The organism is Luteimonas sp. TWI382 (genome assembly GCF_039674545.1).
Classification (GTDB): Bacteria; Pseudomonadota; Gammaproteobacteria; order Xanthomonadales; family Xanthomonadaceae; genus Luteimonas.
On sequence record NZ_JBDJNS010000002.1, the window covers coordinates 202,967 to 227,198 of the forward strand.

The window sequence follows — 24,232 nt, forward strand, 5'->3', positions numbered from 1 at the left end:
CGCACAGGACGATCCCCATGGCCCAGGCCGGCCCCGCCTCCGACGACGCCGCGGACGCGTCGCTTCCCACCGCCATCGTGTCGCTGCAGGTCATCGACGCGCTGTCCAACGCGCCCCAGGGGCTGGGGGTCACCCAGCTGTCGCAACAGTTGGGCATGCCCAAGGCGCGCGCGCACCGCCACCTGCGTGCGCTGCGCGATCACGGCTATCTGCTCCAGGATCCGGTCACCAACCAGTACCGGGTCGGCTGGAAGCTCTACCTGCTGGGCAAAGCCTGCGTCGGCCGCTTCGACCTGACCACGCTGGCGCGGCCGGCGCTTGAGCGCCTGCGCGACGCCGTCGGCCAGACGATCGTCATCGCCTCCTATGCCGAGCAGGAGGTGGCGGTCATCGACGTGGTGCGCGGCACCTCGCCGCTGGAGATCAGCCTGCGGCCGGGCAGCCGTTTTCCGCACCACGCCAGCGCGCAGGGCAAACTGGTGCTGGCCTACGGGCCGGCCGCGCTGCGCGAGCAGTATCTGGCGCAGCCGCTCGAACCTGAGACGCCGCGCACGATCACCACGCATGCGCGCCTGCGCGGCGAACTCGACCGGGTCCGCGACTGCGGCTGGGCCGACGCGCCCGAGGAGCTGTTCACCGGCATCAATGCGCTCGCCGCGCCGCTGCTGCAGGCCGGCGGTGCGCTGTTTGGCACCTTGGCGATCGTCGGCTCGATCCATTACCTGCCGGCCACGGCCGACCCGGCGCACGTCGAGGCCTTGCGCCGGACGGCGGCCGAGCTATCGACGATGATGGGTTACGTCGGCGACTGATCGGCCTGGAGCCCGGCGAGAAAACGCCGCGGCGCGCCGTCGAAACCGCCGTTGGACATGAACACCACGTGGTCGCCCTCGCGCGCCAGCGCCGCGAGCGCGTCCAGCAGCGCGTCGGCATCGGGCACCGTGCGCGCCTGCCCACGCACCGCCTCGACCACGCGCTGCGCGTCCCAGGCCAGTTCCGGCCGATGCAGGAACACCACCGCATCGGCGGCCTCGAGTGACGGCGCCAGGGCCTGCGAATGCGCGCCCAGGCGCATCGAATTGCTGCGCGGCTCCATCGCCACGACGATCCGCGCCTCCCCGACCTTCGCCCGCAGCCCGGCCAGGGTGGTGGAGATCGCGGTGGGATGGTGCGCGAAGTCGTCGTAGACAGTGATGCCGCGCGCGCGACCGAGCAGCTCGAGCCGGCGCTTGACGCTGCGAAAGCGCGCGAGCGCCGGCATCACATCCGCCGGATCGACGCCGACCGCCGCGCAGGCCGCCAGTGCGGCCAGCGCATTGAGCACGTTGTGGTCGCCGAGCAGCGGCCAGTCGACCGTGCCCACGTCCATGCCGCGGCGGCGGACCCGGAACGCGCTGCCGTCGGCAGCGATGCGTTCGGCGCTCCAGTCGAACGCGGGGTCGAAGCCGAAGCGCTCGACCGGCGTCCAGCAGCCCATCGCCAGCACCTCGCCCAGGCGCGCGTCATGGCCATTGACGATCAGCCGTCCGCGGCCGGGCACGGTGCGCACCAGGTGGTGGAATTGACGCTGGATCGCGGCGACATCGGGGAAGATGTCGGCGTGATCGAACTCGAGGTTGTTGAGGATCGCCACCGTCGGGCGGTAGTGCACGAACTTGCTGCGCTTGTCGAAGAACGCGGTGTCGTACTCGTCGGCCTCCACGACGAACAGCGGTCGCGCGGGGGCAGCCGACGGCGCCGCGTCGTCCCCTGCCTGTGAGGACGGTGGGTGCGCCGCGCCGGACGGGGCATCGGCAGGTCCGCCCAACCGCGCGGAGACGCCGAAGTCCTCGGCGACGCCGCCGATCAGAAAGCCGGGCGCGCGGCCGGCCGCCTCGAGCAGAAAGGCCAGGATCGTCGTCGTCGTGGTCTTGCCGTGCGTGCCGGCGACCGCCAGCACCTCGCGCCCGGGCAGCACTTGCTCGCTGAGCCACTGCGCGCCCGAGGTGTAGGCGCGGCCGGCGTCGAGCACCGCCTCGACCGCGGGGTTGCCGCGCGAGAGCGCGTTGCCGATCACCACCTGGTCGACGTCGGCGCCGATGTGCGCGGGGTCGTAGCCCTGGCGCAGCGCGATGCCCAGTTGTTCGAGCTGGGTCGACATCGGCGGATAGACCGCCTGGTCGCTGCCCTCGACCGCGTGGCCGAGTTCGCGCGCGAGCGCGGCGACGCCGCCCATGAAGGTGCCGGCGATGCCGAGGATGTGGAGTTTCACGGGCTGGAAGTCCTGGACGGGGCCCTGCGCCGGGCGGCTGCGGCGCGCGCGGACGACCGACGGCCGCGCCGGGAGGAAGACGGGCACCGCATTCGCGCCGCCACCGGACCCGGCGGCGCGACGGGCGCGGCTCAGGCTGCGGCGTCAGCCTTGCCGATCGCCGCGACGATGCGCCCGAACACCTCATCGAGCGGACCGACGCCATCGACCACCGTCAGCTGGCCGTGGTCGCGGTAGAAGCCGATCACCGGCGCGGTCTGCTGGTCGTAGACGTTCAGGCGGTGGCGAACCGACTCGGGGCTGTCATCGGCACGCCCTTCCGCCTTCGCCCGTCCGGCGAGCCGCTCGACGATCTGCTCGTTGTCGACCTCCAGCTGCACCGCGGCATCGAAGGTCTGGCCCAGCTTGGCCAGCAGCGTATCGAGCGCGGCGGCCTGGGCAAGGTTGCGCGGATAGCCATCGAGGATGAAGCCGGCACGGGTGTCTTCGCGCGACAGGCGATCTTCGAGCATGCCCAGCAGGATCTCGTCGGAGACCAGGTCGCCGCGGTCCATTACCGCCTTGGCCTGGCGGCCCAGCGGCGTGCCGGCGGCGACTTCGGCGCGCAGCAGATCGCCGGTGGAGATGTGCGGCACCTGCAGGTGTTCCTTCAGTCGTGCGGCCTGCGTGCCTTTGCCCGAACCGGGCGCTCCGAGAAGAACCAAACGCATCGAACGCTCCTGCAAGTGTGGGGAGCCCTCCGGTCCTGCAGCTACACTCGGGCAGGGCGGCGAACGGCCGCACCAGCTTAACGTATCCCGCCACGACCCGAATCGACGAGGCCCCGCGATGCCCTCCGGAACCCTGCTCTACGCCCAGTCGGGCGGCGTGACCGCCGTCATCAACGCCACCGCCTCGGCGGTCCTGCAGGAGGCGCGTGCGCAAGGCATCCGCGTGCTGGCCGCGCGCAACGGCATCCTCGGCGCGCTGCGCGAGGACCTGGTCGACGCCTCGCGGCTGCCGATCGCCGCGGTCCGCGCGCTGGCGCACACCCCCGGCGGCGCCTTCGGCTCGTGCCGCCACAAGCTCGGCACGCTCGAGGCCGATCGCGCGCGCTACGAGCGCCTGCTCGATGTGCTGCGCGCCCACGATGTGCGCTGGTTCCTCTACAACGGCGGCAACGACTCGGCCGACACCGCGCTCAAGGTCTCCAAGCTGGCCCGGGCGTTCGATTACCCGCTGACCTGCATCGGCGTGCCCAAGACGGTCGACAACGACCTGGCGGTCACCGACTGCTGCCCGGGCTTCGGCTCGGCGGCCAAGTACACCGCGGTGTCGGTGCGCGAGGCCGCCCTCGACGTCGCCGCGATGGCCGATACCTCGACCAAGGTCTTCGTCTACGAGGCCATGGGCCGCCATGCCGGCTGGCTCGCCGCGGCCGCGGGCCTGGCCGGCCAGGACCGGGACGAGGCGCCGCAGCTGATCCTGTTCCCCGAACGCGCGTTCGACGAGGCCGACTTCCTGGCCAACGTGCGCCGCGTGGTCGAGCGCGTGGGCTGGTGCGTCGTGGTCGCCAGCGAAGGCATCCGCACCGCAGACGGCCGCTTCGTCAGCGACGCCGGCGGCGGTCGCGACGCGTTCGGCCATGCCCAACTCGGCGGCGTCGCCGCGCACCTGGCCGGCCGGGTCAAGGACGCGCTGGGCCTGAAGGTGCACTGGGCGCTGCCCGACTACCTGCAGCGCTCGGCCCGGCACCTGGCCTCCAGGACCGACGTCGAGCACGCGATGGCGGTCGGTCGCGAGGCGGTGCGCTTCGCCCTCGCCGGTCGCAACGCGACCATGCCGGTGATCCGACGCACCTCCGACGCGCCGTACCGCTGGAAAATCGAGGCCGCGCCGCTGGAGAAGGTCGCCAACCATGAGAAGACCATGCCCGCCGGCTTCATCCGCCGCGACGGCTACGGCATCACCGCCGCCGCCCGCCGCTATCTCGAGCCCCTGGTGCGCGGCGAGGCACCGCCGCCCTACGGGCGCGATGGCCTGCCGAAGTACGTGACGCCGCCACTGACCGCCGTGCCCCGCACGCTGGCCGACTGGGACGGCTGAACGGCACGACCGAACCATCGCCGGCTTCACCATAAGGCCTTCGAGGGCAGCGCTATATTGAGTGCCGCCCGATCGCCCGTGTAGGCCCCCCGATGACGTCCGATGCCGGTGTCCGACGCGATCTCCAGCATCTGCGCGAACTGCTCGACCACAACTCGGACTGGGCCTGGGAGGTCGATGCGCAGGGCCGCTACACCTACTGCTCGCGCATGGTCACCGCCCTGCTCGGCCATCCGCCCGAGGCGATGCTCGGGCGCACCCCGTTCGACTTCATGCCGCCAGCCGAGGCCGTCCGCGTGGGCGAGACGTTCGCGGCCATTGTCGCCGAGCGCCGCGCGTTCTCGGGGCTGGTCAATCGCAACCTGCATGCCGACGGCCGCATCGTGGTGCTGGAGACCAGCGGCGTGCCGCTGTTCGACAGCGCCGGCGCACTGCGCGGCTACCGCGGCATCGACCGCGACATCTCCGAACTCGGCGAGCGGGTGCTGCAGCTCGAGGCGGTCTACGACCATGCCGCCGTGCCGATGAGCACGGTGGATGCCACCGGCACTCTGGTCATGGGCAACCGGGCGATGGCCGCGCTGTGCGGCCACGACGGCCCGGTCGCGGGCCTGCGTCTGGTCGACCTGCTGCCCGACGCGGCGCAGTGGCTCGACGCCGACCTGGCCCGGGCGCGCGACGGCCAGCCGCTGCCGACCCACGAATTCGCCTGGCGCTCTCGCTGGCTGTACGCCGCGCCGCACGCGCTGCACGATGCACTCGGCCGCGTAGCGGGGTTGTCGATCGCCTGGATGGACATCACCGCCCGCCGCCAGGCCGAGCAGTTGCTCACCCAGGCCAACCGCCGGCTCGAGGGCTATGCACGCCAGGACTACGTCACCGGCCTGTACAACCGCCGCGACCTCGACGAGCGGCTGGCGCTGGAGATCGGCCGGGCGCGGCGCGATGGCAGCGCGCTGTCGCTGTGCATGGCGGATGTGGACTACTTCAAGGCCTACAACGACGGAGTGGGCCACCTGGCCGGAGACGACTGTCTGCGCATGATCGCCGGCGCGCTGCGCCGGGCCGTGTCGCGGCCCGGGGATGCGGTAAGCCGCTACGGCGGCGAGGAGTTTGTCGTGGTGCTGGCCGGCACCGACGAGGCCGGCGCGGCGCATGTGGCCGAACGCGTGCGCTCGCGCGTGGAAGCGCTGGATCTGGCGCATCCCGCCAGCCCACTGGGCCGGGTGACGGTCAGCATCGGCGTGGTCACCTGCCGCCCGCAGCGCGAGCCGCTCGCCGAAGACGACGCCGCTGCGGTCGCCGCGCTGCTGCGCCTGGCCGACCACGCGCTGTATGCCGCCAAGCATGCCGGCCGCAACCGCGTGGCCACCGAACCCCTGCCGACCACGCTGCCGGTGTAGGCGGCGCTGCGCGGGCGCCAGGGCACGCATTCACGCCCCGGCCATTGAATCGCGGCATCGACCCCCGATCTTGATCCGCTCCGCCTTCATCGGCACCGCCCGGCCCCGCGCTCGATGCCCGAACTGCCCGAAGTCGAAACCACTCGCGCCGGCCTGGCGCCGCATGTCGAAGGCCGTCGGATCGTGACGGTCCACATGCGCCGGCAGGACCTGCGCTGGCCGATCCCGCCGGAGGTCGCCGCGCAGTTGCCGGGCCAGCGCATCGACGGCATCCGCCGCCGCGCCAAGTACCTGCTGCTCGACACCGCGGCCGGCAGTGCATTGCTGCACCTGGGCATGTCGGGCAGCCTGCGCGTGCTCACGCCCGATGTGCCGCTGCTTGCGCACGACCATGTCGACATCGCACTGGATTCCGGGCGCGTGCTGCGTTTGCACGATCCTCGTCGATTCGGCTGCCTGCTGTGGCAGCCGCCGGGCCAGACCCACGCGCTACTGCAGGGCCTGGGACCCGAACCACTTGGCGAGGCCTTCGACGGCGACCATCTGTTCCATGCCAGCCGCGGCCGGCGCGCGCCGGTCAAGGCGCTGCTGATGGACCAGCGCATCGTCGTGGGAGTCGGCAACATCTACGCCGCCGAGGCGCTGTTCGCGGCCGGCATTTCGCCGCTGCGCGAGGCCGGCAAGATCTCGCGCGCCCGCTATGCACGCCTGGCCGACGAGATCCGCCGCATCCTCGCTTACGCGATCCAGCGCGGCGGCACCACGCTGCGCGATTTCGTCACGCCAGGCGGCGCACCGGGGTACTTCGAACAGGAGCTGTTGGCGTATGGCCGAGGCGGCGAGCCCTGTCCGCGCTGCGGCGCCGCGATGCGCCAGGCATTGATCGCCCAACGTACGACCGTATGGTGCCCGCGCTGCCAGCGCTGAGCCGCTACAACGGCAACTCGGGCTGGGCCGGTTCGATCCGGCCTTCGCCGCGCGCGATGCGCTTGAACTCGGCGCGGCTCACCGACACGTAGCGCTCGTTGCCGCCGATCTCGACCTGCGGGCCGTCGTGCACCGCGTAGCCGCGCTCGTCCACGCGCACGGTCATCGTCGCCTTCTTGCCGGTGTGGCAGATGGTCTTGATCTCGCTCAGTTCGTCGGCCCAGGCCAGCAGGGCCTGGCTGCCCTCGAACAGTTCGCCGCGAAAATCGGTGCGCAGGCCATAACACAGCACCGGAATGCGCAGCGCGTCGACGACCTCCGACAACTGCCAGACCTGGGCGCGGGTCAGGAACTGGGCCTCGTCGACCAGCACACAGTCGATCCTGGGCACGTCCTCGCCGGCGCCCAGCGCGCGCACGCAGGCCAGCAGGTCGTCGTCGCGATCGAACGCGATCGCCTCGGCCGACAGCCCGATCCGCGAGGCCACCCGCCCGACCCCGGCACGGTCGTCGAGCCGCGGGGTCAGGATCGCCACGCGCATGCCGCGCTCGCGGTAGTTGTGCGCGCTCTGCAGCAGCGTGGTGGTCTTCCCGGCGTTCATCGCCGAGTAGTAGAAGTAGAGCTTGGCCATTGCCAGATTCTACCGGCCAAGGGGCCAGCGCCGTCGGCCGGTACACTATGCGTCGCTAGACAGACGCCCCATCCGATGCACGGTCTGAACCCCCAACAAGCCCAGGCCCTCGGCCACGTCGAGGGCCCACTGCTCGTGCTGGCCGGCGCGGGCAGCGGCAAGACGCGCGTGATCGTGGAGAAGATCGCCCATCTGATCCAGTCCGGGCGCTACCCGGCCAAGCGCATCGCCGCGATCACGTTCACCAACAAGTCGGCCAAGGAGATGCGCGAGCGCATCGCCAAGCGCCTGCGCGGCGACGCCGCCGACGGGTTAACGATCTGCACCTTCCACGCGCTGGGTCTGAAGATGCTGCAGATCGAGCACGCCAAGCTGGGGCTGCGCCGCGGGTTTTCGATCTTCGATGCCGACGATGCCGCCGCGCAGATCAAGGACCTGCTGCCTGGCGCCAAGCCCGACGTGGTGCAGGCGATGCAGGGCCTGGTCTCGCGCGCCAAGAACGCCGGGCTGTCGCCCGAGCAGGCGCACGCGGCGGCGACCAGCGCGCGCGAGTTCGAGGCCGCCGCGCTCTACGCCCGCTACCAGGAGCGCCTGGCCGCGTTCAACGCCGTCGACTTCGACGACCTGATCCGCTTGCCGGTCCAATTGCTCGAATCCGACGAGGACGCGGTGCTGGGCTGGCGCGAGCGCATCGGCTACCTGCTGGTCGACGAGTGCCAGGACACCAACGACGCGCAGTACCGGCTGCTCAAGGCGATCGCCGGGCCCAAGGGCAATTTCACCTGCGTGGGCGACGACGATCAGAGCATCTACGCCTGGCGCGGCGCCAATCCCGAGAACCTGGCCGCGCTGGCGCACGACTACCCGACCCTGCGCATCGTCAAGCTCGAACAGAACTACCGCTGCAGCAACCGCGTGCTGCGCGCGGCCAATGCGCTGATCGCCAACAATCCGCACGAACATCCCAAGACGCTGTGGAGCGCGCAGCCCGACGGCGAGCGCATCCGCGTGTGGGAGTGCCGCGACAGTGCGCACGAGGCCGAGAAGGTCGCCGGCGAGATCCACTTTCTGCAGTCCGCGCGCAAGGCCGAGTGGAGCGAGTTCTGCATCCTGTTCCGCAGCAATCATCTCTCGCGGCCACTGGAAAAAGCGCTGCAGCTGCTGCGCGTGCCCTACCACCTGAGCGGCGGCACCGCGTTCCTGGACCGCGGCGAGGTCAAGGACGCGATGTCGTGGCTGCGCGTGCTGGCCAACCCCGACGACGACTCGGCGTTCCTGCGCGCGGTGCAGTCCCCCAGCCGCGGTGTCGGCCAGACGACGCTGGCCAAGCTGGCCGAGCTTGCGCGCAGCGCCCAGATGCCGATGTCGCGGGCGATCGAATCGATGGGGCTGCTCAAGCAGCTGACGCCGCGCGCGGCCAATGCGCTGAGCGAGTTCGCCGACATCCTGCGCGAACTGCGCGCCGACGCGCGCCACATGCCGGCAGGCGAACTGGTGCGCAAGCTCAACGAACGCTCGGGCCTGATCGCGATGCTGCAGGCGCAGTGCAAGAGCGAGGATCTGTTCCGGATCCGCCGCGGCAACCTCGACGAACTCGCCGACTGGTTCGAAGGCGCCCGCGGCGCAGGCCCGGGCGAACTGGCCTCGCAGTTGGCGCTGCTCACGCACGCCGACAAGGGCGATGCCGGCAACCAGGTGCGGCTGATGAGCATGCACGCCGCCAAGGGGCTGGAGTTCCGCTACGTGTTCATCATCGGCATGGACGACAACACCCTGCCGCACGAGTCGAGCATCGACGAGGGCCGCATCGACGAGGAACGCCGGCTGCTGTACGTGGGCATCACCCGCGCCAAGGAACAGCTGTGGCTGTCGTATCCGCGGGAGACCCAACGCTGGGGCCAGAAGCTGCGGCTGACCCCCAGCCGGTTCTTCGAGGAACTGCCGCCCGCCGAGATCCAGCGCGATGGCGCCGACCCGGTCGCCGACGCGCAGCGCAAGCGCGAGCGCGCCAACCACGGCTTCGCCTCGATCAAGGCGCTGCTCGACAGCTGAGCGACGGCCGCCGCTGCGGCCGCCATCGCCCCGGCATCAGGGTGTGCGCGTCTCACTGGGCGCGAGTGCGGCCAGCGCCTCGCGCAGCGCCGCCACCTCGGCCTCAAGCGCCTCGACGCGCGCCACCAGCGCAGCGTCGCCGCGCGCCGCCTCGCTCCGGGGCTCGGCGGTCGGCAGGGCCTCGACGTCGACCGGCCCGCACAACAGATGCGCAAACCGTTCCTCGCGGCGCCCCGCACCCGGCGGGATGCGCACCAGCAGCGCCTTGGCCGCCATCCGCTCCAGATGGTGGCGCACGTCTTCGATGTCGCCGAAGGCATGCAGCCGCTCGCTGCGCGCCTGCAATTCGTGCGCGGTCTGCACGCCGCGCAGCAGCAGCACCGCAAGCAGCGCGATCTGCGGCGGCGGCAGATCCAGCACGCTGCCGACGCCGTGTTCGTAGCGCTCGGCGCGCGAAGAGAACGACTGCCGTGCAAGCCGATGCTGCTCGAGCTGGCGCAGGGCGTGGTGCGTGTCGCCGAAGCTCAGCGCCATGACCGGCTCGCGCGCGGTCTTCTGGTTGGCCGCCGACTGCGCGGCGTTGACGGTCAGCGGGTAGACGTCAGGCGTGGTCGCCTGTTTTTCGATCAGGCACCCGAGCACCCGGGCTTCGGCGGGGCTCAGTTCCGGCCAGCGGGCGGTCTGGTGCATGTCGGCTCCTGTCGAACGGGCGGGCATGATCGCCCGAGCGCGCCTGGATGTCATGCCGGCGTGAAGACCTGCGGTTACACTCGCTGGCCGATCGATCCCCAGGTTTTCCGCGATGCGCACGACCTTTCCCGCCCTGACCCTGCTCGCCTGCGCGCTGCTGATCGCAGCCTGCAAGCCGGTGGCCGCACCCGCCGACACCCCCGTGGCCGCGCCGCAAGCCGCTGCGGCGCCCGCCCCCGATAGCAGCGCGCCCGCCGACAACCTCAATGCGGTGCTGTGGATGCAGCGGTCGGAGGAGTACCGCGCCAATAGCCTGTCGCTGTTCCGCGCCGCCGCCGACCACCTCGATGCGGCCCTCGCCGAGCCGAACTGGGACGCGCTGGTGCCGGCCGAGCGCGAGTTGGCGGGCGACGCCCGCGCGCTGCCGCCGGCCGTGATCATGGACATCGACGAGACCGTGCTCGACAACTCGCCCTACCAGGCACGCCTGGTGCAGAACGGCCAGGAGTACGACGAAGTCACCTGGGCGCAGTGGGTTGCCGAGAAGAAAGCCCGCCCGGTGCCGGGCGTGCTCGAGTTCGCCAAGGCCGCCGAGGCCAAGGGCGTGACCATCCTCTACCTGTCCAACCGTGCCCAGCACCTGCAGGAGGCGACGCTCGCCAACCTGCGCGCCGAAGGCTTGCCGGTGAAGGACGACAGCGTGTTCCTGGGACTGGGCACGCACGTCGAGGGCTGCGAACAGCACGGGAGCGAAAAGACCTGCCGTCGCCGGCTGGCCGGGCGCGAGTACCGCGTGCTGATGCAGTTCGGCGATCAACTCGGCGACTTCGTCGAGGTGCTGGCCAACACCGGCGAGGCCCGTACGCAGCTGCTCGATGAATATGGTGACTGGTTCGGCGAACGCTGGTGGATGCTGGCCAATCCGACCTACGGCGGCTGGGAGCCGGCGCAGTTCAACAACGCTTGGGACCAGCCTGCCCCGGCCCGCCGCGCCGCCAAACGCGCGGCGCTCGACTTGGCGCAGTGATTCAGGGCAGGCAACTTCCATGGCCTCAGCCACTTAGGGGGCAAACCTGATGCGTTGCATCAGCTTGATGAACACGTTAGGCTGAACGCGTCAACACCGAGTCCTCCGGCATCGTCCGGTTCAGGGAGACCCAAGGGTCTCCCTTTTTTTGCCTGGCCCGCGCAGGTGTCGGCATTGCGCCCCGCAAGGCCGCCAAGATGCAGCGCCCCCGGCCCGACAGGCGTTCGCACCCTGGGGTTGCCCCCAGGGTGTGAGCGGAACAGCGTTCGACTACCTTCGGGAGGTCCGGCTCCGCTTCGTGGACCGGGTCACGCCGCCCGAGGCCTCGTCGTGTCGCTGATCAGTGAAATCCACAAGCACGCCTCAGCCGACCTGGGCAGGCTGCTCGGCAACGGGCCGGGCGGCAATGGATTCGGTATCGGCCCGCAGCTCGGCAACGCGCTTTCGAACACCATGAAGGGGCTGACGTCGCAGCTCTTCCATCAGCAGTTTCCGGGTGTGAACTTCGGGAACGGCCCACGGCCCGGGCAGGGCGGCGCGCCGGTGGCGGACGCGCGCCCGACCCTGCCCACACCGCCAGGCGGCCCGACCCCGCCGGCGCCGCCAATTGGCCCGCCGCTGCCTGCGCCGCCCGGCGGCCACCCTGCCCACAATGCGTGGACCGGCGGTCACGCGCATGGCGGCCATCCGGCCGGCCCCAACATTCCCACGCCCGGCGGCATCCCCGCCGGCCCTGGACTCGTTGGCGGCCTACCGGGACCGGCGGGACCGGCCCGCCCCGATGGCGGCCACGTCCCGCACCTGCCGACCCCGGGCGCCCCCGCACCCACGCCGGGCCAGACCGGCCTGTTGCCGGCGCTTGGCAACCTGCTGGGCAACGCCGCGAATGCGCTCCGCCAACTTCTGTCCCCAGGTACGGTGACGCCGCCAGCGCTCCAACCGGGGCCGCCCGGCGGCGCACCGGTCGCGACACCGCAGACGTTGCCGACGCAACTCGCCTCGGCGGCCAACCAGGTTGCACGCGCACTCACCAACGCCGTGCCACAGGCCCCTGCCACCGGGCCAGCACCCGGCACCTTGGCGAACACGGCGGCGCTTCCGGCCGCAGTGCCGGGACAATCGGCCGCCACGCAAGCAGCGCTGGCGCAGCAGGCAACCGCCCCAACCTCCCAGCAGGCACTCGCCCAGCAAACATCGATGCCGCAGACGTCGCCCCTGCCACCGTCCACGGCCCCAGCTGCGACGGCGTCGACACCAGCCGCATCCACACCGCTCCCTGTGCCATCCCAGGCACCGCCTGCGCAGCCGCAGCGGGCAGAGGCCGCATTCACCCCCCCGAGCAATCCGGCCGCCGACCGCAGTGCCGTACCGCAGCAGGCCGCGCCGCCGACGCAGCCCGCGATCGCCAACGCGCCGGCCGGGACGACCCTGGCCGCCGTGCCAGCCGCGGTCATGGCGGCCCAAGCGCCAGCCACGCAACAGGTCGCCGGCAATACACAGATAGCAGGCAATCCACAGGCCACGGCACCGGCCGTAGGCGAGCGCGGCAGCCCGTCGCGCGTCGACCTGGTGGCCACCGGCGTCTACACCGCCGACGGCCCGGGCCTGCGCCGACGCAACCGGCTCAAGGTCGGCCAAGCCGAGATCGGCCAGTGGATGGTCGCGCTGGCCCAAGGTCGGCGGCTACTGATCCGCCCCCAGGATGATCTGCCGGCCGAGGTCGCACGTGCGATGCAGTGGTTGTTCTGGACGCTGGCTCTGGTCGCCTACGGCTGCCTGGGCCTGGTGCTGGTCAGCGTGCTGCTGAGCATGGGCGAGATGCCCGCCGCCCCCGCGATGCGGCGCTGGAGCAGCGAACTCGCGTTCGCGGGTCTGGCGGCCGCCTGCGGCGCGTGGTGGCTGGCCCGCCGGCTCAATGCCCCGGCCCGCGGCTCGATCGGCGCACCTCGGCGATAGACCCGCCGCGAGGTCGGCGGGCCGCGCTCAGCGCGCGACCAGACCGTCGTCGGTCAACTCGACGCGCTGCAGATCGACGCCATTGCTCTGAAGACCCTTGCGTACACCCGAGGCCAAGGACGCCAACGCCTGGCGATTGCCCTGGCGCTTCATCGTCTGATACGACAACGCCGAGACCATCGTCAGATACGCCGTGCGCTCGGCCTGTGCTTGCTTGGCGGCATCACTCATGCCAGCGATCTGCGGCACCGCGGCCAAGGGGCCGATCAACTGGCGACGCACCGCACGTTGCCCCTCCGGTACTCGCGCTGAGTCACGGTCATTGGCCACCTCCCAGGAGATCAGCAGATGCGCGGCCAGCACATCGCCGAGGTTGGTCGGGTCGTAGCCATAACGCCGCAAGATGCCATCGAACTGGCGCAGCAACTCGCCCGAGCCGATCACCTGTTCCAGATCAGCGACCTGCTGGGTGTTGCGACCGAACGCCTGGATCGTTTCCTGCTGTACCCGCGAGGTGATGGCGGGGTCCCGTCGGAATGACAGAGTCTGGACCGCCTGTGCGTCGACCTGAGCGGGCGCGGGTCGCGAGACTGCCTGCTGCAGTGCACGCTGGACGGCGATGTCACCGTCGGCGGCGTGCACCACTGTGGCTGCTATCAGCATGGCAATGCTCGCCAACAACAACACACTTCTCGTGATACGCAACTTCGATTCTTCAATCACTGGAAACCTCCTTCAAAGGGCGGCGCCTGGTATGCCATCGGGTGCTCGCTGACTGTTCCCATTACGGATGGCCGGCCCGCGGCTCCGTCGCCCCGAACTTCTCGGCGGAGTGCGGCGAGCGCATGCCCTTACGCGACATCGGATGACGTCACTCAAGGCGTGCACACCGGAACCTGCACCGTGCTCATCGTGTCGCCGCCGATGTTGGCGATTAAGCGCGGCTGATAGATGACATGGGGACAACTGCCTCGTTCGCCTCGCACCGTGGTGCGTACCTCGTCGTCCCGGACTTGGCGTCGCTTGAGCTCGTAGGTGAAACGAAAATTTGAAATCTCAGCGCCTGATCCCGCTGCTCGCGCGGCACCGGGCTCAATCGCGACCACAAGTGTGCCCTGGGACTCCCTCAAGTGACCGGACAGCACATAGCGATCCTGTTGCACTATGCCGCCCCCCGTAATCCGTCCCTGCGCGTCGATGTCGATACGGATGTCACCAGCCTCGGCATGCCATCCATCCGGCCCCACACGTCCTTCGGCAACGAAGCCCGCGTTGCCGGCGCCCGAAGCCTGCCCACGCACACCCTCGACTTCGCCATGGACGATCAACTGGACTCGATCGCCCGCCAGCTTTTTGAAGGCAACGCTGCCCTGGCCAGATGCCCGCACCGCGCTCCCCCCGTCTACTGGCGTAGCGCGCACTTCGAGCTTGCCCACATACGGGTCATCGTTCGCAAGAAACGCAGGTTCCGCCGCCCCGCAAGCGGGAACAGCCAACACGACAAGTGCCAGACCACACAAGCGCTGCATCAGTGCCATGAGGACCTCCGATTCAAAGTCGCATGCCGAATCCAGGGAAAGCCGGGGCCGGGATCGGCATCAAATTGTCAAAATGACGAAGGCTGGGGGATAAACCCCCAGCCTTCGCGGACCTCGTATCGCTTACTGCTTACGAGCGATCGAGGAGTTGCCCTCACCAATGCTCTTGATGATGGTCGAGATCGCATCCATCAGCATCTTCATCTGCTGACTCATCGCCTGCATCTCGGAATTGAGCTGGCTCAGATTGCTATCTTCCACAGTCTTGCCACCGTTGCGGGCCTCAGCTTCCTTGTTCATCTGCTGATCGATGAGCTTGGCCTGCTTGACGATGCCGTCACCCAGACGGTCAGCCATCTTGCCCAGCATCGTAGCCAACGCCACCAGCCAGCTGCCGGTGGCTGCCGACGAACCCTTGTTTACCGCCTCGGTGTCTTTCACCTCCGAGTTGAAGTGGTTCATCGTCAACGCATAGGAAAATTCGATTCCACTCATCTTCGTTCTCCAGTTTCACTATTGAAAAAAATCACAGCGAGGGCTGATTTCGAAGCCAAGTCCGGGCGCTTTCCTCGCCATCGTGTCTGCAGCGACGCCCGAATTCGAGCGCGCGTTGTACGTTGTCCTGCTGCAAAGGGCGCATAGCCTCGTCTAGCCGCCGGATGAGATCGTTGGTCTCGTCCTCGGATACAGCGCCAACCTTGTGCAATGCTTCAACGGCCTGTACCCACTCACCGCGAGGCGGCACCACCGGATCGCCATCCACATGCTCGGCGGCATGGTCGAGTGCCGCCTTCAATTCACTGCGCAGGCCCGCCAAGTCCTCACCTGCGCTCGCTTCTTGCGCATCGAACGATGCCATCAGCGATTCGACTAGTGCCTGACGGTCGGCGGCAGGCGCACTGGCAATCCGCGGGACCGCGACGCTGCGGTCGCGCAGCGCAAGTTGCGCGTTGTCCAGATCGTCCTGTGTGGGGTTGTTCTGCACGTTAGATCCTCGATCGCAATTGCAGCCATTCGGCCGATTGCCCATGGATTGGATCCTAACCGTCGCCGCGAAGGAGGAAAGCTAGGTCGAACCCTAGGACGCCTGTCCGGCGCATTGGAAGCGTTCAGCCTCGACGCCTCGCCGGCAAGGTCTTCCTACCGCATGCGTCGTAAATCCATGTCAACGCTCTGCGCGGTTACCGGCATCGCATCAATCGCCGCGTTGCGTGCCATTGGCCTGGCGTGGACGAACGCGCCTGCAGGTGGATCGTGCTGGTGCGGGTGGAGCGAACTGATTAAACGAAGGGGCGCATGACGCTGTCGTCACGATGGCAGCCCGACAACGCCGACGGCAAATACCATACCGGGGCCTGTTGGCCCCGGTATGGATCGCACATCGGAAGGCATCAAGGCCCGACTTCGATGGTACTCAGCGAGTTGACCATCCGCTTGGCATCGGCGCCTTCCCGCTCGCCCATTTCGCGAGCCTGTGCTCCCAGCCAGGCGTCGGCGGCCTCCCTGCCGTCGCTCGCAGCGCGCCGCTCATACTCGGGGACAAGCGCCTTGAGCTCCTGCTGGACGACGTCGAGACGCTCGTCCATGTGCCGGATCAGCACGGTCTCGTCGTCGGCAGTGATCGCGCCCTGTTCACGCAATTGCGCGAGGCCGTCGATCCATGCCTGGCGCTGGGCCTGCTGGTCGTACTGCATGGATCAGTTGCCCACGCCGAAGTTGAAGTTGAAGCCGCCCTTGAAGCCATCGCTGACGGCATCCTGCGCCGACTGCGGCAGGCCCATCGACGAGAACAGGCTGTCGAACGCGCTGCTGAAGAGCTGGCCGATCAGATCGCCCAGCATGTTGCCCAGAATGCCGCCCAGCGGGCCGCCCAGGGCAGTCCCAATGACAGAACCGATGGCGTCGGAAATGGCACCTGACATGATGTTTCTCCTTTATCGATGATGATGATGATGATGATGACTGAGAGGTACAACGAAAACCGTGCGCGTCAGGACCTGTGAAACGGTGGGTCGATCGCGGCTGCAGGGCAAGTCTGCGCCGGCATCAAACACCGCGCATCTGGGACGTACCCCATCTAGGGTCCGCCCTAGTTCACGCCCTTGACGTGACCGTTGCCCCATTTAAGTCCGGCGCATTCGCGCTATAACGGCGACCACGATGTCCGCTCACGACCCGCATCCCGCCCCCCCGCCCGAAGAGGCGCTACCACAGTTCTCCAAGGCCGACCTTCCGGCCAATGGCCGCGATTATCCGGCCGAGGTGCAGCTGCGCAGCCGCCGGATCCAGTTGCGCGGCTTCGCCTTCCGGCACGTCCTCGAGCTGCTGCAGCTCGGCCGCGAGGAGCGGGTGACGCGCCTGCTGCTCGACAACCGCCTCGACACACTCGACGACGCGATGGGACTGGTGGTGTGGGCCAACCGCATCTACCGCGACCGACCCGGCCTCGGCCTGTGGCGCGCCGGCGACCGCGGTGACCGATTCATCGGCATGTTCTCGCTGGTGCCGTTGGGTACCACGCGTGAGGTCTCGATCGGGGTGCGATTGTTGCCGTCGGCGTGGGGACGCGGCTACGCGATCGAGGGCGGCGCGGCCTTGTGTGCGCATGCCTTCGACGGGATGGGGCTCGAAGACTTGGTGGCGCACTGCGCGCCGGACAACCGCTCGGTGCCGCCGCTGTTGCTGCGGCTGGGATTTGAAGAGATCGATCGCGGCACGCAGTTCGGCAGGCCGGCGCGCCGGTTCCGCCTGCGGCGTGAGGACTGGCGCGGCCTGCGTCCGCGCCGGGGGGGCGTGGCCCCAGACGCGCAGCGCGACGCGTCGGCGCAGCCGCCGGCGCCGTGACGCACAGCGAACCGATGGCCGACCGAAGGCGCTGGGTCAGCCGTGAAAGTGCGGATCGATGGTCAGCGTGCCGAGGTTGCGCTCGGCGAAGCGGCGGGCCAGTTGCGGCCCGGCTTCGCGGATGGCGTCGAAGCTCTCCCGCGAGCGGCTGTCTGCGCGCAGCACCCAACCCTCACCCTCTCGTGTGAGCAGCAGATCGGTGCCCGGCAGCGTGGCATCGGACATGCGCAACAGCACCTGGCCATCGCCGGACTGGCGCGCATCATGGACCGCGAGCTGACGGACGTGTCGCTCCATCATGTCGAGCAGTTGCCCCGGATCGGCGGGCGCCGGGGCCGCGGAGGGCAGCGGCGCAGCGGCGCCGTCGCGCAGCGCCATCTGCGCCTGCAGCATCGCCGCCGATTCGGCGGGCATGGGCTGCGACATCCCGGATTCGTGCTGTTGCCGGAACGTACGTCCATCCAGGACCTCGGCCACCGACTGGCCGGTCTTCGCCGCCTCCTGGCGGCTCGCCTGCTCGGCCAGTAGCATCTCCTCGGACTGGCCCTCGCCGGTCTGCATCGGGACCTGCTCGAAGCCCGTGCTACCGCCCTTGGCCTGCTGCATCAAGGAGCGGAACTGGTCGACCTGCTCGCGCGGTGCGACGTCGCGCGGATCGGCCTTGGCCTGGCGGTCGACCTGACGGTTGCGCGCCGACTGGTCCGGGGGCCGGGAGGTCGAATCGTTGCGTTGAATCGTCATCGTCGTCTCCTACAGCTTGGCTAGCGGCGCGCCAGATGGCGTGCCTGCATCAGATCCTCGGCAGTCGCCTCTTCCTGCCGCGCCTGCAACCCGCGTTGTTCCCCGCGCCACACGTCGCGCCGCTTCTCCAGCGCATCCTCGCGCGCCTTGGCGCGGAAGAACGCATCGCGTGCAGCCTGCAAGGCCTGTTCGGCCTCGCGCACCGCGTCCTGGGCCTTGGCCAGACGCGCCTGGGCGCCGACGATCTGTTCGCCGATCAGTTCGATGTAGAGCTCGCGCTGGGTCATCGCCGCCGGCCACGGCACGCCGCTCGGCGGCGGGTCGAGCAGCCGCGCACGGTGTTGCGCGCGCGAGGCGCGCAGCGCGTCGATCTCGCCCTCGATCCGCTGGCAGGCCTCTTGGCACTGCTGCAATGCGCGCTGGCGGTCCAGCACCACGCGGCGCGCCGCCTCGGTGCGATGGGCGCGCAGCTGGAGCAGCGTCTGCAGCGGATAGCGTTTCATGCGAACAGCTTCCGCAATGCCGCCGACGAGGTGTCGAAGGGCACCAGCTCGTGTTCGGACTGTTGCAGCAGCGCGCGAATCGCGCCGATCTTCTCGATCGCCAGGTCGGCATCGGGATCGGTACCGCGCTTGTATTCGCCCAGTTGCACCAGCAGCTCGATGTCCTGGTGCTTGGCCAGCAGCTTGCGCAACTGCCCGGCCGCGCGCTGGTGCGGCTGCTCGACGACCCGCGGCATCGTGCGGCTGAGGCTGGTGAGCACGTCGATCGCGGGGTAATGGTAGGCGGCGGCCAGTTTGCGCGAGAGCACGATGTGGCCGTCGAGGATCGAGCGCACTTCCTCGACGATCGGATCGCCGCCGTCCTCGTCCTCGGCCAGCACGGTGTAGAACGCGGTGATCGAGCCCTTGTCGTTGTTGCCTGCGCGCTCGAACAGCTTCGGCAGCTCGCTGAACACCGAGGGCGGAAAGCCGCGCCGGGCCGGCGGTTCGCCGACCGCCAGGCCGACGTCGCGCAGCGCGCGCGCAAACCGGGTGACCGAATCGACCAGCAGCAGCACGCGCTTGCCCTGGTCGCGGAAATACTCGGCGACCGCGGTGCCGACCCACGCGGCGCGACTGCGCTCGAGCGCGGGACGGTCGGACGTGGCGACGACGATGACCGACTTGGCCAGGCCGGCCGCGCCGAGGTTGTCGTTGATGAATTCGTTGACCTCGCGGCCGCGCTCGCCGACCAGCACGACCACGTTGACGTCGGCATCGCCGCCCCGGGCGAGCATGCCCAGCAATGTGCTCTTGCCGCCGCCGGCCACGGCGAAGATGCCGATGCGCTGGCCCTCGCCTGCAGTCATGACGGTATCGATCGCACGCACGCCGGTCGAGAACGGACGCTCGATCAACGCCCGGCGCAGCGGATTGGGCGAGGCGGCATAGATCGGCGCATCGACCGTCGGACCGATCGACCCAAGGTCGTCGATCGGCGTGCCGTGGGCATCGAGGATGCGGCCGAGCAGGCCGTCGCCGACGGGCACCGACGCCTGGCGGCCGGAGGCATAGACCTCGGTCGTCGCGGCGATGCCGTCGAGCGGCCCCAGCGGGGTGAGCACGGTGTGCTGGCGCGACACGCCGACGACCTCGGCCGCCAGTTCGAACCGGTTGTCGCCGGGATTGCGCAGATGACATAACTCGCCGATCGCCGCGCGCAGCCCGGTCGCCTTGATCAGCGTACCGTAGGCCTCGCTGACCCGGCCGACGCGCTCGATCGCCTGCACCTTGCCCAGCGCGTGCAGCAGCGGATCGTGCGCGGGCGTCGGCGCGCCGACGGCATCGAGGGCCGACAGGGCGAGATCGGCGGTCATGGCGCGGCCACGTGCGCGCTCGCCTGCGCCAACGCCGCGCGGATCGCCTCGATCTGCTGGCTGACGCCGGCGCGAACTTCGCCGGCCTCCGAGACCACGATGCAGCTCAACGGGTCGAGGCTTTCGTCGTCGACCAGTTCGATCAGGCCGACCCCCGGATGCGCCTGACGCACGGCGCCCAGGCCCTCGGCGACACGCTCGCGCGCGGAGGGGTGGACGCGGATCATCAGAAACTGCTCGGCCTGCGCCGATTCGACCGCTTGCATCACCAGGGCGGGCACGACGGCGGCGGCGTCGAAACCGGGGGCGAGTCGCTGCACGATCGCGCAGGCGAGATCGCCGATCCGCCCTGCGGCGTCGGCCAGCACGCGGGCGCGACGCTCGTTGAGCGAGGCGAGCTGCTCGGTCATCTGCTGCTTGGCCCGCTCCAGGCCTTCGGAAAAGCCTTCTGCATACCCCTGCTCGCGCGCCTTCTGGACCTCTGCACCCGCCTCGTCGTAAAGCGCGTTGACACGCTCGAGCAGCGCATCGAGCTCGCCCAGCGATCGCCACTCGGCCGCCCGGACGATCGGTCCGGCAACGCCGCGCTGGAACTGGCGGCGCTCGAAGACAGCGGCGCTGCCCGCGGGTTTGTGGTGCTGAGGAGGAGCGGCGGTCGGCATAGGGGGTTCGAAACTCCGGTGGTCGGCGCCGCTCAGTCGGCGACAGCGCGGTTCTGGTGATGGGTCTGCACCACGAGCACGGGTTTTTCCGGCAGGTGCGCAGAGGGCAATGCTTCGGGCGCGTGGAGTAACCGCGCCCATTGCGCGAGCGCCGGGTCGCGATGGCTGGCCCAGGCCTGGAGTTCGGCCCGGCCCTGGCGCGCGAAGGTGCGCAGCAGCGTCGTCTCGCCGTCGGTCACGGACAGGGCATGGCGCAGGCCTTCGACGAGCCGTGTCTGGACCTCGGGCTTGACCTTCGCGTCCCAGACGCTGCGATCGAGCGCAAGCAGATAGCTGCTGCCCAGCGCCGCCTTGAGCCGGCTTACCGGCTCGCGTCCGATCTCCGCCCGGATCGCCGGTGCATAGGCGAGCACACCCAGATCGCGATGGAGCGCATCCAGGCGGGCCCGGCTCCAGCGCGCGATCAGCGCGCCCGGACCGTCAGGCGAGGGGGCCAGCAGATGCGATGCCGGGCCCGCCGCAAGCGCGGCGGCCAGCAGCCGGCGTCCCAGTGCACTGTCGCAGGCGCGACGCAGCAGAGCGGGATCGAGCCCGCCGTCGCTGGCCTCATGCCAGGCCGGATGGACCTCGGCCAGCAGCGCCCGCAGCGACATGGTCAGCCCTGCCAGCGCTTCGGTGCCGGCTCGGCAGGCGCGGCGCTACGCCCGCGCAGGCGGCCGCCGAACGCGAGCAGCAGCGCGATGACCACGACCACGGCCGCCGCGATGCCGATCGCCAGCGGGCTCACCGCCGACAGCGCCATCGCGGTGCCGCCGCTCTGCCCGGCCTCCGGCGGTGCCGGCATCGCCACGAACTTGACCGAGACCTGGTTGATGTCGGTCAGGCCTTCGACGCCGTCCTTGACCACGATCTTGATGTCGGCCTCGCGGTCGCGGACGCTGGCGCCGGGCTGTTCGAAGATCCACACCGCCGCCGAGGTCTTGCCGGTCGACCCGCCCAGCGGATCGCGCTCGGGCAGCGCGATGTGCACGCGCGCGTTGGCCACGCCCGGCAGCATGCTCAAGGTGTGCGAGATCTCCTGCTGCAGGCCGTGGATGTAGCGGCCGCGCTCATCGGTGGCCGATGAGGCGAAGCCTTCCTTTTTGAAGATGTCGCCGAGGTTCTGATAGTGCTGCCGTGGCAGGCCCCGGGCTTCCAGCACCGCCATCGCCTGCGGGATGTCGCTTTCGGCCACGACGACGTCCCAACCGACCTTGGTCGCCGACGGCTTCTTCTTGGCCTGGATGCCCGAGCCGATCAACGCGCCCATCATCTCGTTGGCCTGTCGCTCCTCGAGCGCGCTGTACAACGGGCTGCCGCCGCAGCCGGCGAGCACCAGGCACGCCAGCAACACCAGCAGCCAGCCCGACCATCGATTACGGTTGGAAAGACGCATCCAGGTCACCTCGTCAGGACTGCTGGCGGAACAGCTGCTGGATGCCGTCGGACGTGCGGTTGGCGACGTTCGATGTCATTTCGCACTGGAACAGGAAGTGGTGCGACTTCATCGTCATCTCGATGACCTGGCCAGGCGTCAGCTCCCCGGTGTTCTGGGTCATGGTCTTGGCCAGCGAGTTGATGCTTTCGGCACCGCCATTGAGGTTGTCGACCGCCGACATCAGCATCCGCATGCCCTGCGATGGCTCGGACGCGCCGACGCTGGCGACGTCGGGCGTTGCATTGGCGGCCGAGGGACTGCCGCCGGCGCGGTTCATCGCCTCGGCGAACTGGTTGACTTCATAGGCATCGGCGACCGGCTGTCCACCGCCCGGTGCGCCTGCCCCCTGTGCCGCGGGCTCGATGCCGACGGCCTGGATTGCGTCCACCATGATGATCTCCTTAGAGCTATGGGCGCGTGTCGCTTACTGCTTGCGACCCAGCGTCTCGAGGGCCTGGCCGACGCTGTTCTGCGAGGTCGAGGCGTTGTTGGACAGGAACTGCATGCGCAGGCTCTCGGCGGTGAGTGCGACGACGTTCGACGGTTGGTCGCCGCCCTGGCCGATCACGTCCGACAGGTTGGTGATGCGCGTGGCCTGTGCGTCGAGGGTCTGCCCCCATGCGCGCGACATCGCCTCGTACCAGCTCGAGCTACCGCCGCCAGCGCCGCCGGTGCGGGTGCCGCGCAGGGTGTTCTGATCGTTGTGCATCGATGCGCGACCGATGAAGTTGCCGATCGCGTCGTTGGAGATGGTGGTCATGTCGTGGCTCCTGTCGTCTGCAAAAGGGGGCTTAGGGAACGAACGCGGCGCACGCGCGCCTGGGGGTTACTGGGTGGTGGCGGCCGGGCGGCCCTGGGTCGCGCCGTTGCGGGTACTCGCGACCACGCCGCGGCTACCGGCGGTGACGCCGGCGACGACCTGCACGAATCGCGGGTCGACCTGCTCGGCAGCCGGCGCCGATGCGGTCGCGGTGTCGTCGAGCGTGGCCACCGGGCCGGGGGTGATCTTGACCAGGTCGCCGCGCGCGTTGAGCACGTGGGCAGACGCACCGATGGAGATCAATCGCCCCTTGCCGGGCAGTTCGTCGCCGGGCACGAAGCGCCGGCCATCGGACGCGATCAAGTGCGGGTCCTCGCCGCGCACGATCGAGACGATGTGCGGCGGGGGCTCCTCGGGCGCCTGCCCTTGCAGCGCGGTGCGCGGCACCTGGCCATCGGGCGTCCGCGGCAGGATCCGGGCCACGCCGGAGATTTCGCTGACCGCCCGCGAGCGGGCCAGGCGCTCGATCTCGGCGCCGTCCTCGAACTCGCCGACCACTTCGACATCGCCATTGCCGGTGTAGCGGGCCTTCACCGGGATGCCGTGCCCGCGGAACATCTCGGCCACGTCGGCGGCGATGTTCTCGCCAGTGCGCAGTTGCAGCGAAGCTGCGATGCCTTCAGCCTGGAGTTGCGCGCGCAGCCGCTCGAGCGTCGCCGCGCTGTCGACCGCGCCGGTCACCGACGGCCGCCCATCGACGCCATCGGAGATCCCCGGATTCATCACACGATGCTCCTGGAGCAGTGCGTCGAGCCGATCGCGCGGATCGACCGTGGTCTGCGAACCCGGCAGCACTGCGGCGAAGATCGCCAGCGAAGCGAGCGACAGTGCGGCGATGCCGGCGATCAGCGGCAGACGGCGAACGAAGCCCGAGCGCCGCGGCGCGACCTCGTCGGGCGGCGCGAAGACGGTCACAAAGCCGTCCCAGTCCGGGTCGTCCTCGCGGCCGAACGCGATTGCGGCCTCGCCCAGCCGCACGGGCTGCACCGTGGCCAGTTCAACCGGATCGCCGGGCTCGACCTGGGTGGCGCCGACCTGGACCGGCGCGTCGAGCGCGCGGACCAGGAAGCGGCCGCCGACCAGCGTCACCAGCGCATGGTGGCTGGCCACGCCGTCGTCTGCGAGGACGATGTCGCAATCCTCGCCACTGCCCACCAGTATCATTTCCTCGGCACCGAGCACGCGGCTTGCGCCGGCATGCAGGCCGTCGACGATGCGCAGCACCTGATGCACGGGCCGCGCCGGATTGTCGTTGCGTTGCGTCATGACT

Annotated in this window: 27 protein-coding genes; 8 read left to right on the forward strand and 19 right to left on the reverse strand. The window is 69.6% G+C overall.

What is annotated here, in order from left to right:
• Positions 1–17 precede the first annotated feature (17 nt).
• Positions 18–812, forward strand: a complete 795-nt coding sequence (locus ABE505_RS02340; protein ID WP_346441806.1) for an IclR family transcriptional regulator — start codon at positions 18–20, stop codon at positions 810–812.
• Here ABE505_RS02340 and mpl read toward each other — a convergent pair.
• Together mpl and ABE505_RS02350 are read right to left on the reverse strand one after the other, a co-directional pair.
• The gene (gene mpl, locus ABE505_RS02345) at positions 797–2,251 is read right to left on the reverse strand and encodes a UDP-N-acetylmuramate:L-alanyl-gamma-D-glutamyl-meso-diaminopimelate ligase (RefSeq protein WP_346441807.1); all 1,455 of its coding nucleotides are present in this window, start codon (positions 2,249–2,251) and stop codon (positions 797–799) included. The genes ABE505_RS02340 and mpl overlap by 16 nt on opposite strands.
• Before the next feature lie 131 nt (positions 2,252–2,382).
• The gene (locus tag ABE505_RS02350; RefSeq protein WP_346441808.1) at positions 2,383–2,961 is read right to left on the reverse strand and encodes an adenylate kinase; all 579 of its coding nucleotides are present in this window, start codon (positions 2,959–2,961) and stop codon (positions 2,383–2,385) included.
• 118 nt (positions 2,962–3,079) lie between these two features.
• On the opposite strand from ABE505_RS02350, the gene ABE505_RS02355 reads away from it, so the two are divergent.
• The 3 genes from ABE505_RS02355 to mutM all read left to right on the forward strand — a co-directional run bounded on the left by ABE505_RS02355 (position 3,080) and on the right by mutM (position 6,666).
• Positions 3,080–4,336, forward strand: a complete 1,257-nt coding sequence (locus tag ABE505_RS02355) for a 6-phosphofructokinase (protein WP_346441809.1) — start codon at positions 3,080–3,082, stop codon at positions 4,334–4,336.
• Positions 4,337–4,428: 92 nt separating this feature from the next.
• Positions 4,429–5,739 carry a diguanylate cyclase gene (locus ABE505_RS02360; protein ID WP_346441810.1) on the forward strand — a complete coding sequence of 437 codons (1,311 nt, stop codon included), beginning with the start codon at positions 4,429–4,431 and terminating at the stop codon, positions 5,737–5,739.
• A gap of 114 nt (positions 5,740–5,853) precedes the next feature.
• A complete protein-coding gene (mutM, locus tag ABE505_RS02365; protein ID WP_346441811.1) occupies positions 5,854–6,666 on the forward strand; it encodes a bifunctional DNA-formamidopyrimidine glycosylase/DNA-(apurinic or apyrimidinic site) lyase in 813 nt (270 codons plus the stop codon).
• Between the two features lie 4 nt (positions 6,667–6,670).
• On the opposite strand, the gene ABE505_RS02370 is transcribed toward mutM, so the two are convergent.
• Entirely contained in the window at positions 6,671–7,297 is a 627-nt protein-coding gene (locus ABE505_RS02370; protein ID WP_346441812.1) for a thymidine kinase, read from the reverse strand.
• Positions 7,298–7,372: 75 nt separating this feature from the next.
• Between ABE505_RS02370 and ABE505_RS02375 the strand changes: the two genes are divergently transcribed.
• Positions 7,373–9,349, forward strand: coding sequence for a UvrD-helicase domain-containing protein (locus tag ABE505_RS02375; RefSeq protein ID WP_346441813.1), 1,977 nt, complete (start codon positions 7,373–7,375; stop codon positions 9,347–9,349).
• Between the two features lie 36 nt (positions 9,350–9,385).
• Here the strand turns inward: ABE505_RS02375 and ABE505_RS02380 are convergent, their stop codons facing one another.
• Positions 9,386–10,039 (reverse strand): DUF480 domain-containing protein, encoded by a 654-nt coding sequence (locus ABE505_RS02380; RefSeq protein WP_346441814.1) that lies wholly within the window; start codon positions 10,037–10,039, stop codon positions 9,386–9,388.
• Positions 10,040–10,151: 112 nt separating this feature from the next.
• Between ABE505_RS02380 and ABE505_RS02385 the strand changes: the two genes are divergently transcribed.
• Both ABE505_RS02385 and ABE505_RS02390 read left to right on the forward strand, forming a co-directional pair.
• Positions 10,152–11,066, forward strand: a complete 915-nt coding sequence (locus tag ABE505_RS02385; protein WP_346441815.1) for an HAD family acid phosphatase — start codon at positions 10,152–10,154, stop codon at positions 11,064–11,066.
• Positions 11,067–12,344: 1,278 nt separating this feature from the next.
• Positions 12,345–13,022, forward strand: coding sequence for a hypothetical protein (locus ABE505_RS02390; RefSeq protein WP_346441816.1), 678 nt, complete (start codon positions 12,345–12,347; stop codon positions 13,020–13,022).
• A 27-nt stretch (positions 13,023–13,049) separates the two neighbouring features.
• Here ABE505_RS02390 and ABE505_RS02395 read toward each other — a convergent pair whose 3' ends face one another.
• From ABE505_RS02395 to ABE505_RS02420, 6 genes are all read right to left on the reverse strand, one after another.
• A complete protein-coding gene (locus tag ABE505_RS02395; RefSeq protein WP_346441817.1) occupies positions 13,050–13,685 on the reverse strand; it encodes a DUF6683 family protein in 636 nt (211 codons plus the stop codon).
• A gap of 212 nt (positions 13,686–13,897) precedes the next feature.
• Positions 13,898–14,560, reverse strand: coding sequence for a hypothetical protein (locus ABE505_RS02400; protein ID WP_346441818.1), 663 nt, complete (start codon positions 14,558–14,560; stop codon positions 13,898–13,900).
• A gap of 123 nt (positions 14,561–14,683) precedes the next feature.
• The gene (locus ABE505_RS02405) at positions 14,684–15,055 is read right to left on the reverse strand and encodes a hypothetical protein (RefSeq protein ID WP_346441819.1); all 372 of its coding nucleotides are present in this window, start codon (positions 15,053–15,055) and stop codon (positions 14,684–14,686) included.
• Between the two features lie 31 nt (positions 15,056–15,086).
• The gene (locus tag ABE505_RS02410; protein WP_346441820.1) at positions 15,087–15,545 is read right to left on the reverse strand and encodes a hypothetical protein; all 459 of its coding nucleotides are present in this window, start codon (positions 15,543–15,545) and stop codon (positions 15,087–15,089) included.
• Between the two features lie 406 nt (positions 15,546–15,951).
• Entirely contained in the window at positions 15,952–16,254 is a 303-nt protein-coding gene (locus ABE505_RS02415; protein ID WP_346441821.1) for a hypothetical protein, read from the reverse strand.
• A 3-nt stretch (positions 16,255–16,257) separates the two neighbouring features.
• Complete coding sequence (locus tag ABE505_RS02420; protein WP_346441822.1) at positions 16,258–16,482, reverse strand: hypothetical protein; 225 nt, start codon at positions 16,480–16,482, stop codon at positions 16,258–16,260.
• Between the two features lie 238 nt (positions 16,483–16,720).
• Between ABE505_RS02420 and ABE505_RS02425 the strand changes: the two genes are divergently transcribed.
• Positions 16,721–17,404, forward strand: coding sequence for a GNAT family N-acetyltransferase (locus ABE505_RS02425; RefSeq protein WP_346441823.1), 684 nt, complete (start codon positions 16,721–16,723; stop codon positions 17,402–17,404).
• A 36-nt stretch (positions 17,405–17,440) separates the two neighbouring features.
• Here the strand turns inward: ABE505_RS02425 and ABE505_RS02430 are convergent, their stop codons facing one another.
• The 9 genes from ABE505_RS02430 to ABE505_RS02470 form a co-directional block, all read right to left on the reverse strand.
• On the reverse strand, positions 17,441–18,145 hold the full coding sequence (locus ABE505_RS02430) for a hypothetical protein (protein WP_346441824.1): 705 nt from the start codon (positions 18,143–18,145) through the stop codon (positions 17,441–17,443).
• Between the two features lie 20 nt (positions 18,146–18,165).
• A complete protein-coding gene (locus ABE505_RS02435) occupies positions 18,166–18,648 on the reverse strand; it encodes a hypothetical protein (protein ID WP_346441825.1) in 483 nt (160 codons plus the stop codon).
• Positions 18,645–20,003, reverse strand: coding sequence for a FliI/YscN family ATPase (locus ABE505_RS02440; protein WP_346441826.1), 1,359 nt, complete (start codon positions 20,001–20,003; stop codon positions 18,645–18,647). The genes ABE505_RS02435 and ABE505_RS02440 overlap by 4 nt, the downstream gene beginning before the upstream one ends.
• Positions 20,000–20,665 (reverse strand): FliH/SctL family protein, encoded by a 666-nt coding sequence (locus ABE505_RS02445; RefSeq protein ID WP_346441827.1) that lies wholly within the window; start codon positions 20,663–20,665, stop codon positions 20,000–20,002. Before ABE505_RS02445 ends, ABE505_RS02440 begins: the two co-directional genes overlap by 4 nt.
• Positions 20,666–20,697: 32 nt before the next feature.
• Positions 20,698–21,318 carry a hypothetical protein gene (locus tag ABE505_RS02450; protein WP_346441828.1) on the reverse strand — a complete coding sequence of 207 codons (621 nt, stop codon included), beginning with the start codon at positions 21,316–21,318 and terminating at the stop codon, positions 20,698–20,700.
• A gap of 2 nt (positions 21,319–21,320) precedes the next feature.
• The gene (sctJ, locus tag ABE505_RS02455; protein WP_346441829.1) at positions 21,321–22,100 is read right to left on the reverse strand and encodes a type III secretion inner membrane ring lipoprotein SctJ; all 780 of its coding nucleotides are present in this window, start codon (positions 22,098–22,100) and stop codon (positions 21,321–21,323) included.
• A gap of 13 nt (positions 22,101–22,113) precedes the next feature.
• Positions 22,114–22,533: a hypothetical protein gene (locus ABE505_RS02460; protein ID WP_346441830.1), complete on the reverse strand. Its 420-nt coding sequence runs from the start codon at positions 22,531–22,533 to the stop codon at positions 22,114–22,116.
• A gap of 33 nt (positions 22,534–22,566) precedes the next feature.
• Positions 22,567–22,902 carry a hypothetical protein gene (locus ABE505_RS02465; RefSeq protein WP_183425288.1) on the reverse strand — a complete coding sequence of 112 codons (336 nt, stop codon included), beginning with the start codon at positions 22,900–22,902 and terminating at the stop codon, positions 22,567–22,569.
• A gap of 66 nt (positions 22,903–22,968) precedes the next feature.
• Positions 22,969–24,228, reverse strand: a complete 1,260-nt coding sequence (locus ABE505_RS02470; RefSeq protein WP_346441831.1) for an FHA domain-containing protein — start codon at positions 24,226–24,228, stop codon at positions 22,969–22,971.
• Positions 24,229–24,232: the final 4 nt, after the last annotated feature.

Excerpts from the sequence above, each read along its gene's own strand:
- ABE505_RS02340 (WP_346441806.1), top strand. The coding sequence starts at position 18 with ATGGCCCAGGCCGGCCCCGCCTCCGACGACGCCGCGGACGCGTCGCTT.
- ABE505_RS02350 (WP_346441808.1), bottom strand. The coding sequence starts at position 2,961 with ATGCGTTTGGTTCTTCTCGGAGCGCCCGGTTCGGGCAAAGGCACGCAG.
- ABE505_RS02355 (WP_346441809.1), top strand. The coding sequence starts at position 3,080 with ATGCCCTCCGGAACCCTGCTCTACGCCCAGTCGGGCGGCGTGACCGCC.
- ABE505_RS02360 (WP_346441810.1), top strand. The coding sequence starts at position 4,429 with ATGACGTCCGATGCCGGTGTCCGACGCGATCTCCAGCATCTGCGCGAA.
- mutM (WP_346441811.1), top strand. The coding sequence starts at position 5,854 with ATGCCCGAACTGCCCGAAGTCGAAACCACTCGCGCCGGCCTGGCGCCG.
- ABE505_RS02370 (WP_346441812.1), bottom strand. The coding sequence starts at position 7,297 with ATGGCCAAGCTCTACTTCTACTACTCGGCGATGAACGCCGGGAAGACC.
- ABE505_RS02375 (WP_346441813.1), top strand. The coding sequence starts at position 7,373 with ATGCACGGTCTGAACCCCCAACAAGCCCAGGCCCTCGGCCACGTCGAG.
- ABE505_RS02380 (WP_346441814.1), bottom strand. The coding sequence starts at position 10,039 with ATGCACCAGACCGCCCGCTGGCCGGAACTGAGCCCCGCCGAAGCCCGG.
- ABE505_RS02385 (WP_346441815.1), top strand. The coding sequence starts at position 10,152 with ATGCGCACGACCTTTCCCGCCCTGACCCTGCTCGCCTGCGCGCTGCTG.
- ABE505_RS02395 (WP_346441817.1), bottom strand. The coding sequence starts at position 13,685 with ATGCTGATAGCAGCCACAGTGGTGCACGCCGCCGACGGTGACATCGCC.
- ABE505_RS02400 (WP_346441818.1), bottom strand. The coding sequence starts at position 14,560 with ATGGCACTGATGCAGCGCTTGTGTGGTCTGGCACTTGTCGTGTTGGCT.
- ABE505_RS02405 (WP_346441819.1), bottom strand. The coding sequence starts at position 15,055 with ATGAGTGGAATCGAATTTTCCTATGCGTTGACGATGAACCACTTCAAC.
- ABE505_RS02415 (WP_346441821.1), bottom strand. The coding sequence starts at position 16,254 with ATGCAGTACGACCAGCAGGCCCAGCGCCAGGCATGGATCGACGGCCTC.
- ABE505_RS02420 (WP_346441822.1), bottom strand. The coding sequence starts at position 16,482 with ATGTCAGGTGCCATTTCCGACGCCATCGGTTCTGTCATTGGGACTGCC.
- ABE505_RS02425 (WP_346441823.1), top strand. The coding sequence starts at position 16,721 with ATGTCCGCTCACGACCCGCATCCCGCCCCCCCGCCCGAAGAGGCGCTA.
- ABE505_RS02430 (WP_346441824.1), bottom strand. The coding sequence starts at position 18,145 with ATGACGATTCAACGCAACGATTCGACCTCCCGGCCCCCGGACCAGTCG.
- ABE505_RS02435 (WP_346441825.1), bottom strand. The coding sequence starts at position 18,648 with ATGAAACGCTATCCGCTGCAGACGCTGCTCCAGCTGCGCGCCCATCGC.
- ABE505_RS02440 (WP_346441826.1), bottom strand. The coding sequence starts at position 20,003 with ATGACCGCCGATCTCGCCCTGTCGGCCCTCGATGCCGTCGGCGCGCCG.
- ABE505_RS02445 (WP_346441827.1), bottom strand. The coding sequence starts at position 20,665 with ATGCCGACCGCCGCTCCTCCTCAGCACCACAAACCCGCGGGCAGCGCC.
- ABE505_RS02450 (WP_346441828.1), bottom strand. The coding sequence starts at position 21,318 with ATGTCGCTGCGGGCGCTGCTGGCCGAGGTCCATCCGGCCTGGCATGAG.
- sctJ (WP_346441829.1), bottom strand. The coding sequence starts at position 22,100 with ATGCGTCTTTCCAACCGTAATCGATGGTCGGGCTGGCTGCTGGTGTTG.
- ABE505_RS02460 (WP_346441830.1), bottom strand. The coding sequence starts at position 22,533 with ATGGTGGACGCAATCCAGGCCGTCGGCATCGAGCCCGCGGCACAGGGG.
- ABE505_RS02465 (WP_183425288.1), bottom strand. The coding sequence starts at position 22,902 with ATGACCACCATCTCCAACGACGCGATCGGCAACTTCATCGGTCGCGCA.
- ABE505_RS02470 (WP_346441831.1), bottom strand. The coding sequence starts at position 24,228 with ATGACGCAACGCAACGACAATCCGGCGCGGCCCGTGCATCAGGTGCTG.